This is a genomic window from Sphingomonas sp. QA11, assembly GCF_028473665.1.
GTDB classification, from domain to species: domain Bacteria; phylum Pseudomonadota; class Alphaproteobacteria; order Sphingomonadales; family Sphingomonadaceae; genus Sphingomonas; species Sphingomonas phytovorans.
The window spans coordinates 113,018-126,869 of the sequence record NZ_CP098774.1; the positions used below are offsets into that span (position 1 = coordinate 113,018).

Here is a 13,852-nt window from a genome sequence, read left to right on the forward strand (position 1 = left end):
GGACCCTGAAACAAGTTCAGGGTGACGAGCATATGGCCTCATATCGGCGGCAACCCCGCCAGCACCTTGTCGAGCGTCATCGGAAACTCCCGCACCCTGACCCCGCACGCATTGTACACCGCATTGGTCACCGCCGCGCCGGCGCCGGAGATGGTCAGTTCGCCCAGACCTTTCGCCCCGACCGGATTGGCATGATGGTCCAGATCCTCGATGAAATGCACGTCGAGATGCGGCACATCCGCATGTACCGGCACATGATATTCGCCGAGATCATGGTTCACGAAATGGCCATGGCGCCGGTCGAGCTCGGCACCTTCCATCAGCGCATAGCCGATGCCCCAGATCATCCCGCCGATCGCCTGGCTGCGCGCCGTCTTGGCGTTGAGGATTCGTCCCGCCTCGAACACGCCGAGCATTCGCCGCACCCGCACGGCGCCGGTGACGGCATTGACCGCGACTTCGGCGAACTGAGCGCCGTGCGCCGCCTGGCTATAGGTGCGCGCATTCCTGCCCTGGCTGATCTTGCCTGTCGCCACCAGCGGCGTAGTGCCGACCAACTCGTCCAGCGCCACGCGGCGGTTGCCCGCGATAGCGTGGCCGTCCTTCAGCGTCATGTTCTCCGGCGTCGTGCCCATGCGCTCCGCCAGTTCGGCGACCAGATCCTCGCACGCCAGCGCCACCGACGATCCAGCACTGGCCGCGCCGAACGATCCGCCCGATCCGGCGCCCGGCGGCAGATCGGTATCACCCAGCTTCACGTCGACGCACCGGATCGGTAACCCAAGCGACTCTCCCGCGATCTGCGCGAGGATGGTGTAGGTGCCGGTGCCGATATCGGTCATGTCGGTCTCGACCGTCGCGCGCCCGTCGGTGCCGAGCGTCACCCGCGCCTGCGAATCGACCAGCAGGTTGATCCGCACCGCCGACGCCATGCCCATGCCGATCAGCCATTCGCCGTCGCGCACTGATCCGGGCGTCGGCCGCCTGCGTGCCCAGCCGAACATCGCCGCCCCCCGGTCGAGGCATTCGACCAGCCGCCGGGTCGAGAAGGGCTGGCCTGTCGTCGGATCGGCCGCGGGTTCGTTGAGCTTGCGGAAATCGACCGGATCGCGGCCGAGCTGTTCGGCCAGCTCGTCCATTGCCGTTTCCAGCGCGAGCATGCCGACCGCCTCGCCCGGTGCGCGCACCGCGCCGGCCTGGACCATGTCGAGCGTCACGACCTTGTGGCTGAACTGCCTGACGGGCGCAGCGTAAAGCGGGATGGTGCCAAGCGCGACCGGCTCCATGAAGCCGCCGTCCGGGCCCTGGCTCACCACGCTGTCATGCCCGATCGCGGTCAGCCTGCCATTCTCGTCGGCGGCGAGCCGGATGCGCTGGTGCGTGTCGGTGCGGCGATAGACATTGTGGAAGAGTTGCGCCCGCGCCATCGCGATCTTGACCGGACGGCCGATCCGCCGTGCCGCGATTGCCGCCATCACCGCCTCCGGCCCGAGCAGCTTCCCGCCGAACCCGCCGCCGATATAGGGCGAGACGATCCGGACGTTCCGGGCCTCGATGCCCACTGCCGCTGCGAGGATCTGCTTCGCCGCGTGCAGGATCTGCAGGCTTGAATAGAGGGTTAGCTTCTCGCCTTCCCACACCGCGATGGAAGCGTGGGGCTCCATCGCTGCATGCACCTGGTTGGGCGTCGAATAGAGCTGGTCGATGCTCGCGGCCGCTCCTGCCATCGCCGCATCGATGTCGCCGATCGTCAGGTCCTGAAGGCGCGAATCCTTCGGCGGTCCGCTCGCTTCGGCGACATCGGCCATCGTGTCGAACCGTCCCGGCTCGGGCTCGACCGTCACCCGCACCGCGCGCGCCGCATCCCGCGCCGCCTCGAAGCTGGTCGCGACGGCGGCGCCGAGAACCTGGTCCCAATGATCGATCTCGCCATTGCCGCTATGCGCCGGCGAGAAACCCGCCGCCTGGCGCGCGACGCGCTGATCGTCGACGATGATGTCGATCACGCCGGGCAGCGCGCGTGCGGTCTCGATATCGAAGCCGGTCACCTTGCCCTTCGCCGCGGGCGCGGTGATCAGATACCCATAGGCGACATTCTCGATCTGGTGCTCATAGCCATAGGTCGCGGCACCCGTGACCTTGAGCACGCCGTCGACCCGGTCGAGGCCCTTGCCCAGCACATCCTGCACGCCACGATCGAGCGCGAGGCCGGGATGATCGGCGTCCATGCGGTATTCGGTCATGCCGCCTCTCCGGTCAGGTCGCGCAGGCACGCGATCAGCACGCGGCGGGTGAGCGGGATCTTGAAGTCGTTCGACCCGAAGCCCCTGGCATCCGCCAGCAGGGCATCCGCCGCCGCCTCGAATACGGCGGTGGAAGGCGTCTTGCCCACCAGGGCCGCTTCGACCGCCGGGTCGCGCCAGGGCATCGGTGCGAGCCCGCCAAAGGCGAGGGCCGCTGACGCGATCCTGCCGTTTTCGACCGCGACGATCCCGGCGACCGACACCAGGGCGAAGGCATAGGAGGCCCGGTCGCGCACCTTGCGGTAGAGCTGCGTGCCGGCGGGGGGCGGGGGCAGGTCGATATGAGTGATCAGTTCGCCCGGCTCGATCATGGTTTCGATATGCGGGGTGTCGCCGGGCAGGCGGTAGAAATCCCCGATCGCGATCCGCCGCCGGTCACCATCCGGTTTGAGCGTCACGATCGTTGCGTCAAGCGCGCGCATCGCCACCGCCATGTCGCTCGGATGAGTCGCGATGCACTGGTCGCTCGTGCCGAGCACGGCGAGGATACGGTTGAACCCGCCGATCGCCGCGCAGCCCGAACCCGGCACGCGCTTGTTGCACGGCATGGCGGTGTCGTAGAAATAATAGCAGCGCGTCCGCTGGAGCAGGTTGCCCCCGGTCGACGCCTTGTTGCGCAACTGCCCCGATGCGCCGGCGAGAAGGGCGCGGCTCAGCACCGGATAGTCCTTGATGATGCGTGCATCGGCGGCAAGATCGCTGTTCGGCACCAGCGCGCCGATCGTCAGCCCGCCATCGGCCCGCTCCTCGACCCGTGCCAGGTCGAGCCGGCTGATATCGACCAGCCTCTCCGGCGTCTCGATCTGCAATTTCATCAGGTCGAGCAGGTTGGTCCCGCCGGCGATGAAGCGTCCGCCGGCGACGACGGCTGATTCCGGGCTGTCGGCTTTCACATAATCGAACGTTTTCATGCCTCAGCCACTTCACGGGCAGCGGGTGAAAGCGCCGCAACTTCGGCGATTGCGTCCACGATGTTCGGGTAGGCCGAGCAGCGACACAGATTGCCGCTCATCCGCTCCGATATCTCGATGTCGGTCAACTCGATATCGTCGAGCGACCCGCTGACATGGCTTGGCCATCCTTTCGCTACCTCGTCGAGCATGCCGACCGCCGAGCAGATCTGGCCCGGCGTGCAATAGCCGCACTGGAATCCGTCATGCTTCACGAAGGCGGCCTGGAGCGGGTGAAGATTGTCGGCGCTGCCAAGCCCTTCGATCGTCAAGATGTCATCATCCTGATGCATCACCGCCAGCGTGAGGCACGAATTGATCCGCCGCCCGTTCACCAGGACGGTGCATGCGCCGCACTGGCCATGGTCGCATCCCTTCTTGGTGCCGGTCAGGCCGAGATGCTCGCGCAGCAGATCGAGCAGGGATGCGCGGATATCGGGCTCGGCCTCGCGGGGCTCGCCGTTGATTGTGAAGTGCATGGGGTCGCCCCTCCTGGCTGACTGGGGTAACGCGTTTGGGAAGGATCGTTTCCGGTAATGGATAGCATAGTGAAACTTTTTCGTCTGTCGTTGCGCAAGCGAAATCTCGTCGGTGCGTTGCTGGCGCTGGCGCCCGGCGCCGCGATCGGGCAGACCGCACCGGTGACACCGCCTTCGCCTCCGCTGTCCCCCGTGATCGTGATCGCGCACCGCGGCGTCAGCGGCCTGCGTCCGGAACACACGCTTGCCTCGTACGAACTTGCCATCGAGCAGGGCGCTGACTTTATCGAGCCCGATCTGGTGCCGACCAAGGACGGCGTGCTGGTCGCCCGGCACGAGAACGACATCACCGAGACGACCGATGTCGCGAAGCACACTGAATTCGCCGCGCGCAAGACGACCAAGGTGATCGACGGCGAGAAGCACACCGGCTGGTTCACCGAGGATTTCACGCTGGTCGAGCTGAAGACGCTGCGCGCGAAAGAGCGCCTGCCGATGCTCCGCCCCGACAACGCACAATATGACGGCCAGTTCGAGGTGCCGACCCTGGCCGAGATCATCGCGCTGGCGAAGAAGCATTCGGTCGGTGGCCGGATCGTCGGTATCTATCCGGAGACCAAGCACCCGACCTATTTCGCCTCGATCGGCCTGCCGCTCGAGAAAAGGCTCGTTGCGCAACTCAAGGCAGCGGGCTGGCACGACGCGAGCGCGCCGGTCTTCATCCAGTCGTTCGAGGTGAACAACCTGAAGGCGCTGCACAAGCTGACCGGTATCCGCCTGATCCAGCTGATGGACGCGAACGGGGCGCCGGCCGACAATGCCGCGCCAAGCTATGCCGCGATGGCGACGCCGGAGGGGCTGAAAGCGGTCGCCGCCTATGCGTGGGGCATCGGCCCCAACAAGGACATGATCATCAAGGGCGATGCCGCGCCGTCGACGCTGGTGGCCGACGCCCATGCGGCGGCCCTGCGTCTCCACCCCTGGACCTTCCGCGCGGAGAATTTCTTCCTGCCGCCGTCGATGCGCGTCGGCATCAATCCGCGCGCGCATGGCCGTCTTTCGGACGATATTCGCCGCTATCTGGCGCTCGGCATCGATGGCTTCTTCACCGATTTCACGGCGATCGGCGTCGAAGCGCGGGGCACCCGAGTCAATTGAGAAGAGACGATCGATGCGCAAGATCCTGATTCCCGTCGCTCTGGCGCTGCCGCTTCTCGGCGGCGGCTGCCTGGTCAAGACGGCGGCCAATGTCGTCACCCTGCCGGTCAAGGCGGCGGGCCAGACCGTCGACTGGGCGACGACCAGCCAGGACGAGGCGGACCGCAACGCCGGCCGCAAGCTGCGCAAGGAAGACCAGAAGCGCGCGAAGGAAGAGCGCAAGGCGCGACGCGAACAGGCGCGGCAGGAGCAGGCGCAGCAGGACCAGCGCTGAGACCGGCGCCCGCGTTTTCCGGAATAGACGCCTGAGACTTGACCTCGCGCACCACGTGCGCGGCGTATCCGCTTGACTTGCCATCACCGGCAGATACCTTCCCTCCCGGTCGCAGCGGTCGGGAGTACGCGGCGTAACCGGGCCATAATCCGGAAAGTTTGCCGACCGTGTCACATACTCACCCGTGCCGTATCGCGTTCTCCCTCGTCACCGCCCTTGTTGTCGCATCCGGTGCCCATGCCGAGCTTGGCGGCACGGTATCGGGCGTGAAGTCGGACAGCGCGCGCATGGCCGCGCAGATGGCCTCGGTGACGATCGGCAACTATTCCCGTCACGACCTGACCCGCGCCAATGGCGGGGCCGTGCATGAATTCACCAACGCCAATGGCCAGGTTTTCGCGATAACCTGGTCGGGGCCGGGCAAGCCCGATCTGCGTGCGCTGCTCGGCCGCTATTTCACGACATTCCAGGCGGCCGGCGGCGCGACCGGCCGGGCCATGCATTCGCTGCGCCGTCCTCAGCAGGTCAACCAGGCCGACCTGCAAATCCAGACCGGGGGACATATGGGCTGGTTCAGCGGCGTCGCCTTCATCCCCTCGCTCGCGCCGGCAGGTTTCTCGCCCGGCGACCTGCCGCAAGAACCATGATCGCGGCCCGATCTTTCCTTGCGCTGATCGCCGCCCTGGCCCTGACGGGATGTGGCGGTTCCGATTCGTCGACCCCGGTCGCCATGGTGACGCCGGCACCGACCCCAACGCCTGCCCCGACCCCTACACCCACGCCCGCCGCTACCGCGAACATGGCGACCGTCACGCTCGATGCGGGCCCCGCCGCGCTCGGCGTCGGTTCCAACGCATACACCGCGTTCAACGAACCCTATGTGACGGTCACCATCTGCGCGCCGGGGTCGACCAGCAATTGCCAGACGATCGACCATATCATCCTCGACACCGGATCGGTCGGGCTGCGGATCATCAAGCCGGTGCTCAACGCGAGCCTCCTGTCAGCCTTGCCGACCGAAACCGATGGCGCCAGCAATCCGGTCGGTGAATGCTATCAATACGTCAATTCCTATGCCTTCGGTTCGGTGCGCACCGCGGATTTCTCGATCGCGGGGGAGAAGGTCGCCAACATGCCCTTCCAGGCGATCGGAGATTCCGGCAGCTTCGCCGCCGTGCCGTCGACTTGTTCGGCGGGCGGCGGAAGCGCGGTCACGACGGTGCAGGATTTCGGCGCCAACGGGATCATCGGTGTCGGCACGACCACCACTGACTGCGGCGCCTATTGCACAAGCGCGGGGGGATCGTCGGCGGCGATCTATTATGATTGTCCGACCGGCGGATGCAGCACGATCATCGGCCGTGCGTCCAATGCGGCGGCGCCGTTCGAGCAACTGCCCAACCCGGTGGCTGCCTTCCCGGTCGACAATAACGGCACCATTCTCGCCCTGCCGTCGGTGCCGCAGGCCGGGCTGGCGAGGCTGACCGGCACGGTGACCTTCGGCATCGGCACCCAGGCCGACAATATACTGACCGCCGCGACCATCCTGCCGGTGACGACCACGTTGAGCCGGCTCGGGCCGGGCGTGCTCACCGCCACCTACAACGGCAAGCAACTGACCCAGAGTTTCCTCGATAGCGGCAGCAACGACTATTACTTCATCGATACGACGCTCAATCCCTGCACCGACAAAAGCCTGATCGCCTTCTATTGCCCGGCTTCGCCGACGCCACTGTCACCGATGCTGACCGGAACCAACGGAACGACCGCAAGCGGCATGTTCACCCTGTACAGCCCGCTCAGCGTCGCCGGCTCCTCGACCGTGGCGCCTGGGCTTGGAGTGAACCCGACACTCGTCACGCCCCCGCTGCCGTTCGCCAACAGCTTCGACTTCGGCATGCCCTTCTTCTTCGGCCGTACGGTCTATACCGCGATCGAGGGTCGTCCGGCGGGCGGGGTGCAGGGACCTTATTTCGCCTTCTGACGGGTGACGGCCGTTTGGCTGGGATTCCGAGAGGTGCGCAGTCAAATGCGTCATGCCGGACCTGTTCCGGCATCCGTCGGCCCGCAGGAATCGAAACTCGTTGGCACGCGGCACGGTGGACCCCGGAACAGGTCCGAGGTGACGATCTAAGCAAGATGAATCTGCCTCTATTCGCCGCCCAGCACCGCCGCGACCGCCAGCAGCACTTCGGGCCGCACCTGCACGCCGATATGGCTGCTCCGCACGCGGATGTGCCGGCATCCCGGCTCGCGGCAGATCGCGCCGTTGACCAGCCCGTCGCTCGCGCTCCAGATCGCCGTCGCGGGGACGGGCAGGGGTCGCGCCACTTCGGCCGCCAGCGCTTTCACCCGGGGATCGTCGATCCGCTCGCCCGTCAGCCATTCGAACGCGCGCCACACATTGGTCGCGCGCGGGCTGCCGGCGAAGGGCGAGCTGACCGTGATCACCTCGCGCACCAGATCGGGCAGGCGGTGCGCCGCCATCCGCGCCATGATCCCGCCCAGGCTGACCCCGATCAGCGTGACCTTCTCGCCCGTCTCGTCATGGATCTCGCTGATTCGCTCGAACAGCTTCTCGCCCTCTGGCCCGATCGCGCGCGTGCCGAAATTGCGGCCAAGGCCCCAGCCATAGGCGCGGTAGCCAAGCCGGTTGAGATAGCCGCGCATCGCGAAGTTCGACCGATCGGCATTGACCAGCCCGGGCAAGATCAGGATCGGACGCCCGTCGCCCCGCGGTGCGGCGGCGAGCTTGCGCCGGCCCCAGAGGAACTGCCCCAGACCCAGCGCGCCGCGCGGAAGCTCCATCGCCCAGAGCAGCAGGGAAGGGGCCTTCGCCTCGGCCATCATTCGAACCATCCAAGCACCGTCACGGGAAAGGGCGTCCAGGCCCCGACCCGCACGCCGGCATGGCGGAGTGCATCGCCAGTCCAGGCGTTGCAGGTCCGAACCGCGCTGTAACGGCCCCGCGCCTCGTAAAAGGCGTCATAGCTGGCATAGCCGAACTGGTGGCCTGGCCGCTGCCCGTTGTCGGTCCGGAAGCTGGCACGGATGAAGGCTGCAAGGCGGCGATACTCCTCGGGGCGCAGTATCACGCTGCGTATGTCGCCCTCATCATCGGCGTTAACGCGCGGCTCGGGCACATGGTCGACATGCATCACGGTGCGGTCGCTACCCATCGCCGCGCCAAGGATGGTCAGCGGCTTCACATCGGCCCAGGTCGGCGTTTCGAGATAGAAGGTCCGCTCGCCCCAGCCGATCGAGACATGGCTGTACCTGGCATAGCGCGGATCGCGCAGGTCTTCGGCACGAAGCAGGTCGCGCCAGTCCTCGCCCCCGCCGACCATCGGCACGACGATGCCGGTGTGGATGCCGTTGCTCTCGATATAGATTCGCACGCCCGTTTCAGGCTGAGTCCAGCCGGGATTGGACGGGATCGCCCCGCCGACCATGCCCGCCGCGCCATAAGCAAGGAGGATCGCGACCAGCGCGGCGACGGCCGCGCCCAGCAGCCTTGCGCCGTTCCGCAACGGGTGGATTTTCGGCGGCATCGCGAGTGTGATATGGTATTTCAATGACGGACGAAACGCATGTTCTCGACTGCCCGCCCGAGGGCGCGTCTCCCGACTGGACGATTCCGCAGGACTGGTCGCACTATACGCCTGGGGAACATGCGGTGTGGGACACGCTGTTCGACCGCCAGGCAAAGCTGCTCCCGGGCCGTGCGTCGGAGGCCTATCTTCGCGGTCTCGACGTGCTCAAGCTCTCCAAACCGGGCATCCCCGATTTCGAGGAACTGTCCGAGCGATTGATGGGCCTGACCGGCTGGCAGGTGGTCGCGGTGCCCGGCCTGGTGCCCGACGACGTGTTTTTCGACCATATGGCCAACCGGCGTTTCGTCGCGGGCAATTTCATCCGCAGGCCCGACCAGCTCGATTATCTGCAGGAGCCGGACGTCTTTCACGACGTGTTCGGCCATGTGCCGATGCTCGCCGATCCGGTGTTCGCGGATTATCTTGAGGCCTATGGCCGCGGCGGCCAGCGCGCGCTCGAACTCGGGGCGCTCAAGCATCTTGCCCGGCTTTACTGGTACACGGTCGAATTCGGCCTGATCGCCCAGCCCGAGGGACTGCGCATCTATGGTTCGGGGATCGTCTCCAGCTTCGCCGAAAGCCGCTTCGCGCTTGACGATCCAAGCCCCAACCGGATCGCCTTCGACCTGAAGCGGGTGATGCGGACAGACTATCGGATCGACGATTTCCAGCAGAATTATTTCGTGATCCAGAGCTTCGACGACCTGCTTCGGCTGACGGTGGAGACCGATTTCGCGCCGCTCTATGCCGAAATCATGGCGCAGCCGGATGTGCCGGTGGCGGAGATATTGCCCGGGGATGTGGTGCTGACTCATGGCACGCAGGATTACGCGCGGGGGAAGGCGGCCCGCTAAATTCCTCTCTGTTCCGGGGAGGAATAAATTACCAGCTTCCGAAACCCGGGGTCTCAGCTTCCTTGCCGCTGTTCCGCACCGGCCTTCTCCACCCGAGGCGGTGCCGCTTGCGCAGCCTCAGCGTCGGCCAGTCGCCGATCTGCGTGCGTCCGGCGAGGAACAGACCTTCGCGCCGATAGGCCCGGGCTACGGCCGCCGCCTGGGTGTCGAGCAGCCCCGCCAGCACCAGCGCCCCGCCCGGTTCGAGCGCGGCGCCGATCGCCGGGGCCAGGGCGATCAGCGGACCCGCCAGGATATTTGCGACGATCAGGTCATAGGGTGCGCGTCGTGCGATGAGCGGATGGTCAACGCCGGAAGCGACGGCAAGCGCGAGTTGCCCCATGCCGTGCCCGAGCGCGATGTCGTTCAAATCGGCATTGTCTGCCGTCACCTCGATCGAGGCCGGGTCGATGTCGGACGCCGTGGCATAGGCCCGTGGCCAGAGGTGCATCGCGGCGAAAGCGAGCAGCCCCGTTCCCGTGCCCACATCGATGACATTGCGGAACATCGCGCCGCGCTGCTTCAACCCGTCGAGCGTCATCAGGCAGCCGCTGGTCGTCTGGTGCTGCCCGGTGCCGAACGCGCGGCTCGCCTCGATCCGGAACGCACGGGTGCCGGGCGGCACCGTGCCGCGATTGGCCTCGGTATGGATATAGAAGCGGCCGGCACGGACCGGCTCGATGCCGGCCTGGCTCAGCGTGACCCAGTCCTGCTCGACCACGCGCTCGGGCTTCGCCTTGCTCGCCGCGCCGCTTGGCACCAGCGCGCGCACGACCGCAACGGTCGCGGCATCGGGCTTGCCGTCGAAAAAGGCGTCGAGCCGCCAGCTGTCGGGATCGTCCTCCACCTCCTCGCTGGTCAGCAACACCGGCGCGGGATCAAGCGCCGCCAGCGCCGGTGACTCGAAATCGATCGCCTCTGCTTCGTCGCGGGTGCAGGGCAAGGTGAGCTTCCAGCTCTCGGCCATCAGGTTTCTCCGTTCGTACGGAGCGCCAAGCAGAAGAACCGGGTTTCGACAAGCGCCGCCGCCCCGAAGAGCGGCGGCGTGAAGCATCTATGCCCTGAGCGCTTCGGCGATGGTCTCGGCAAGAGGCGTGGTCGGCCGTCCGATCAGTCGTGCCAGCTCGTGCGATTCGTCGAACAGCGCATCATGCGCCGCCGCTGAGTCCGAATCCGCCAGCAGCGCGGCCAGTCCCTCGGGCAGGCCGGCACCGAGAAGCGCCGCGCGATAGTCGGCCTCGGGCATGTCGACATAGGGAATCGTACGCCCGGCCTGGCGGGAGAGTTCGGCGGCGAAGCCGGCCAGCGTGTAGGACGTATCGCCCGCCAGTTCGTGCACGACGCGGGGCCCGGTATCGTCGATCAGCGCGGCCGCCGCCGCCACGGCATAATCGGCGCGGGCCGCGCTCGAGATGCGCCCGTTGCCCGCACTGCCGATCAGGGCACCGTGCTGGAGCGCGGACGGGATCGAGGCGGTGTAATTCTCCGTGTACCAGCCGTTGCGCAACAGGGTGAAGGGCAGGCCGCTCGCCGCGACCAGTGCCTCGGTCCGGCGGTGCTCCTCGGCGAGACCGAGCGCTGAGACATCGGCGTGGAGCACACTGGTATAGGCGATGCGCTCGACGCCAGCGCGCCGCGCCGCGTCGATCACCTTGCCATGCTGGGCGACTCGCGCGCCGAGCGCATTGGACGAGATCAGCAACACGCGTGCCGCGCCCGCCAACGCGGCGTCGAGCGTCTCGGGCCGGTCATAGTCACCCTCGCGGATGGCGACGCCTTCGGGAAAGAGCCTGGCGGCACGGGCGGGGTCACGGACGATCGCCGCCACGGCGGCTGGTCCGGCGCGTTCGGCAAGCGCGGCGACGACATGTCGGCCGAGCTGTCCGCTCGCGCCGGTAACGAAGAAACGGGGGGTGGTGCTCATGATCGGTTCCAGTCTCGGTTTGTTGACTAGGTCTCAGATAGAGACCATAAGCCATGCCCGTAAGACGGCACTTTCCCGTACCCTGGTTACCTGGAGGATACCATGCAAGACCCCGATCCGGCACCGCATGCCGCGCTCGGCGCCAAGTTCGAGAGCTGGGTCGCGATGGGGTTCGACGACACGCGCTGCCCGGTGCGCAACCTGCTCGACCAGATCGGGGATCGCTGGTCGATGCTGCTTCTCTCGGCGCTGGCGGCCGGGCCGAAGCGTTTCAGCGCGCTTGCCCGAGCCGTGCCCGACATCTCGAAGCGGATGCTCACCCAGACGCTGCGCACGCTCGAGACCGACGGCTTCGTCCACCGCGACGTTCAGCCGACGGTGCCGCCGAGCGTCACCTATTCGCTGACGCCGCTCGGTCGGAGCTTCGCCGCGCCACTGCTCGGGCTGGTCGAATGGGCCGAGGCGAATTTCGCGACGGTGCTTGAGGCCCGTGGACGGATGGCACGGGCGGCATAAGCTATTCGGCGTTCAGCGCGCGACGTTGAAGGCCGAATACCGATCGTCAGCGGACGTAGCTTGCCCCGTTCACGTCGATCACGCCGCCGGTCATCGATGGCGGCGCGTCGAGCGCCAGGAAGCGCGCTGCCTCGGCCACTTCCTCCGGCATCGCGACCCGGCCGAGCGGGATGTCGGCGAGCAGCTTGTCGCCGCCCCGGCTTGCCAGATATTCCTCCGCCATGCCGGTCATGGTGAAGCCCGGGCACACCGCGAAGGCGAGGATGCCCTGGGCGGCATAGCCACGCGCGATCGACTTGGTCATCGCGACCATGCCGGCCTTGGAGGCGGCGTAGTGCCAGTGCGCCGGTGAATCGCCGCGATAGGCGGCGCGGCTGGCGATGTTGACGATCCTGCCGCCGGACTCGCGTTCCTGCCAGTGGCGCACCGCGAGCCGGCAGAGCTCGGCCGACGCGGTCAGGTTGATGCGCATCGTGCGCTCCCAGTCGGCGACCCACGCGTCATGCGGTCGGTCGACCGGGTTCGCCTCGAACACGCCGGCATTGTTGATCAGGACGTCGACCCGCCCCTCGAACAGCTCGAGCGCCGAATCCCACAATGCCTGTGGGGCTGCCGGATCGGCGAAGTCGGCGGGAATGCCGCTCGCCGTGCCCTGGCCGATAAGATGGATGCCGGGGCGGGCAAGCGCGACGGCAATCGCCGCCCCGATCCCGCGGCTGCTGCCGGTGAGGAGGATGTTGGTCATGGCGCGCGCCTTAGCCGCCGCCGCCGTGCGCCGTCACCCCTGCTCGCATCGGGGGAAGCAAGAATCGTATCGACTATGCTCGCGGGGGCGTCGGCCGGCCTATTGCTGCCTGCCACGGCGGGCGACCCGCTCGACTGCATCGGCCACGGTTCTGTACAAGGCCGGCGGCAGATCATGACCCATGCCACTGACCAGCATGAATTCGGCCCCCGGAATTGACGATGCCGTATCCGCGCCGCAGGCTGGAAGGATCAGCGGGTCGTCTGCCCCGTGCACCACCAGCGTCGGCGCGGTGATGGTGGCCAGCCGCGTCCGGCGGTCGCCGGTGACGGCGATCGCGGCGATCTGTCGCCCGAAGCCGCCAGGATCATGGGCCCGCCGCAGTTCCTCGAGAACCAGCGCGCGCTGGGTCTCCTCGTCGAACGGATAGCCGCTACCGGCGATGCGCCGCGCAAAAGCCAGGCCGTGGGCCAGGAATCCTGCCTCGTCGGCGAAGGGGTCCGGCGCGCGTGTCGTCATCATCGCCATGACATCCGGCGCGGCCGGCGGAAGGGAGGGGTTGCCCGAACCGGACATGATGGAGGTAAGCGACAGGACCCGATCCGGATGCTCGCTTGCGACGATCTGCGCGATCATGCCGCCCATCGACCTGCCGACGACATGGGCCCGGTCAATCGACAGCGCATCGAGCAGGCCGATGGCGTCGCCGGCCATGTCGTGGAGGGTATAGGGCACGTCAGGCCGCTGACCGGCCATGAGCATGGCGGCGAGCGTGCCGAAATCCGGAATCGACCGATCGGCGAAATGAGTCGAACAGCCCGCGTCGCGATTGTCGAAGCGGATCACGCGATAGCCCCGCGCCGCCAGATCCAGGCAGAACGGGATTGTCCAGCGGATCATCTGAGTCCCGAGCCCGGCGATCAGCAGGATCGCCTCGGCATCGTCGTCACCGAAACTCTCATAGGCCAGATCGATGCCATTGGCCTTCAGCAAGTTCATGGTCGTTTTCCATTTGCG

15 protein-coding genes are annotated in these 13,852 nt (G+C 66.9%); 6 read left to right on the forward strand and 9 right to left on the reverse strand.

Going from position 1 to position 13,852, the window contains the following annotated elements; translation table 11 throughout:
• Nucleotides 1–38 precede the first annotated feature (38 nt).
• The 3 genes from NDN01_RS00575 to NDN01_RS00585 are packed head-to-tail and all read right to left on the reverse strand — an operon-like array spanning nucleotide 39 to nucleotide 3,732.
• Nucleotides 39–2,243, reverse strand: a complete 2,205-nt coding sequence (locus NDN01_RS00575; protein WP_272625201.1) for a xanthine dehydrogenase family protein molybdopterin-binding subunit — start codon at nucleotides 2,241–2,243, stop codon at nucleotides 39–41.
• Nucleotides 2,240–3,214: an FAD binding domain-containing protein gene (locus NDN01_RS00580; RefSeq protein WP_272625202.1), complete on the reverse strand. Its 975-nt coding sequence runs from the start codon at nucleotides 3,212–3,214 to the stop codon at nucleotides 2,240–2,242. The genes NDN01_RS00575 and NDN01_RS00580 overlap by 4 nt, the downstream gene beginning before the upstream one ends.
• Nucleotides 3,211–3,732: a 2Fe-2S iron-sulfur cluster-binding protein gene (locus NDN01_RS00585; protein ID WP_272625203.1), complete on the reverse strand. Its 522-nt coding sequence runs from the start codon at nucleotides 3,730–3,732 to the stop codon at nucleotides 3,211–3,213. The genes NDN01_RS00580 and NDN01_RS00585 overlap by 4 nt, the downstream gene beginning before the upstream one ends.
• Nucleotides 3,733–3,876: 144 nt before the next feature.
• On the opposite strand from NDN01_RS00585, the gene NDN01_RS00590 reads away from it, so the two are divergent.
• From NDN01_RS00590 to NDN01_RS00605, 4 genes are all read left to right on the forward strand, one after another.
• Complete coding sequence (locus NDN01_RS00590) at nucleotides 3,877–4,890, forward strand: glycerophosphodiester phosphodiesterase (RefSeq protein ID WP_272628433.1); 1,014 nt, start codon at nucleotides 3,877–3,879, stop codon at nucleotides 4,888–4,890.
• Nucleotides 4,891–4,903: 13 nt separating this feature from the next.
• Nucleotides 4,904–5,164 (forward strand): hypothetical protein, encoded by a 261-nt coding sequence (locus NDN01_RS00595; RefSeq protein WP_272625204.1) that lies wholly within the window; start codon nucleotides 4,904–4,906, stop codon nucleotides 5,162–5,164.
• 167 nt (nucleotides 5,165–5,331) lie between these two features.
• Complete coding sequence (locus NDN01_RS00600; RefSeq protein ID WP_272625205.1) at nucleotides 5,332–5,811, forward strand: DUF2844 domain-containing protein; 480 nt, start codon at nucleotides 5,332–5,334, stop codon at nucleotides 5,809–5,811.
• A complete protein-coding gene (locus NDN01_RS00605) occupies nucleotides 5,808–7,148 on the forward strand; it encodes a DUF3443 family protein (RefSeq protein ID WP_272625206.1) in 1,341 nt (446 codons plus the stop codon). Before NDN01_RS00600 ends, NDN01_RS00605 begins: the two co-directional genes overlap by 4 nt.
• Before the next feature lie 167 nt (nucleotides 7,149–7,315).
• Here NDN01_RS00605 and NDN01_RS00610 read toward each other — a convergent pair whose 3' ends face one another.
• Nucleotides 7,316–8,014, reverse strand: a complete 699-nt coding sequence (locus tag NDN01_RS00610) for an alpha/beta fold hydrolase (RefSeq protein ID WP_272625207.1) — start codon at nucleotides 8,012–8,014, stop codon at nucleotides 7,316–7,318.
• Entirely contained in the window at nucleotides 8,011–8,715 is a 705-nt protein-coding gene (locus tag NDN01_RS00615; protein ID WP_272625208.1) for a TIGR02117 family protein, read from the reverse strand. Before NDN01_RS00615 ends, NDN01_RS00610 begins: the two co-directional genes overlap by 4 nt.
• Nucleotides 8,716–8,738: 23 nt before the next feature.
• On the opposite strand from NDN01_RS00615, the gene phhA reads away from it, so the two are divergent.
• On the forward strand, nucleotides 8,739–9,611 hold the full coding sequence (phhA, locus tag NDN01_RS00620) for a phenylalanine 4-monooxygenase (RefSeq protein WP_272625209.1): 873 nt from the start codon (nucleotides 8,739–8,741) through the stop codon (nucleotides 9,609–9,611).
• Between the two features lie 28 nt (nucleotides 9,612–9,639).
• On the opposite strand, the gene NDN01_RS00625 is transcribed toward phhA, so the two are convergent.
• On the reverse strand, nucleotides 9,640–10,617 hold the full coding sequence (locus NDN01_RS00625; RefSeq protein ID WP_272625210.1) for a 50S ribosomal protein L11 methyltransferase: 978 nt from the start codon (nucleotides 10,615–10,617) through the stop codon (nucleotides 9,640–9,642).
• Between the two features lie 87 nt (nucleotides 10,618–10,704).
• The gene (locus NDN01_RS00630; protein WP_272625211.1) at nucleotides 10,705–11,574 is read right to left on the reverse strand and encodes an SDR family oxidoreductase; all 870 of its coding nucleotides are present in this window, start codon (nucleotides 11,572–11,574) and stop codon (nucleotides 10,705–10,707) included.
• Nucleotides 11,575–11,676: 102 nt separating this feature from the next.
• Between NDN01_RS00630 and NDN01_RS00635 the strand changes: the two genes are divergently transcribed.
• Nucleotides 11,677–12,090, forward strand: coding sequence for a winged helix-turn-helix transcriptional regulator (locus NDN01_RS00635; protein WP_272625212.1), 414 nt, complete (start codon nucleotides 11,677–11,679; stop codon nucleotides 12,088–12,090).
• 46 nt (nucleotides 12,091–12,136) lie between these two features.
• Here the strand turns inward: NDN01_RS00635 and NDN01_RS00640 are convergent, their stop codons facing one another.
• Together NDN01_RS00640 and NDN01_RS00645 are read right to left on the reverse strand one after the other, a co-directional pair.
• Nucleotides 12,137–12,835 (reverse strand): SDR family NAD(P)-dependent oxidoreductase, encoded by a 699-nt coding sequence (locus NDN01_RS00640; protein ID WP_272625213.1) that lies wholly within the window; start codon nucleotides 12,833–12,835, stop codon nucleotides 12,137–12,139.
• 99 nt (nucleotides 12,836–12,934) lie between these two features.
• Complete coding sequence (locus tag NDN01_RS00645; RefSeq protein ID WP_272625214.1) at nucleotides 12,935–13,834, reverse strand: alpha/beta fold hydrolase; 900 nt, start codon at nucleotides 13,832–13,834, stop codon at nucleotides 12,935–12,937.
• Between the last annotated feature and the right edge of the window lie 18 nt (nucleotides 13,835–13,852).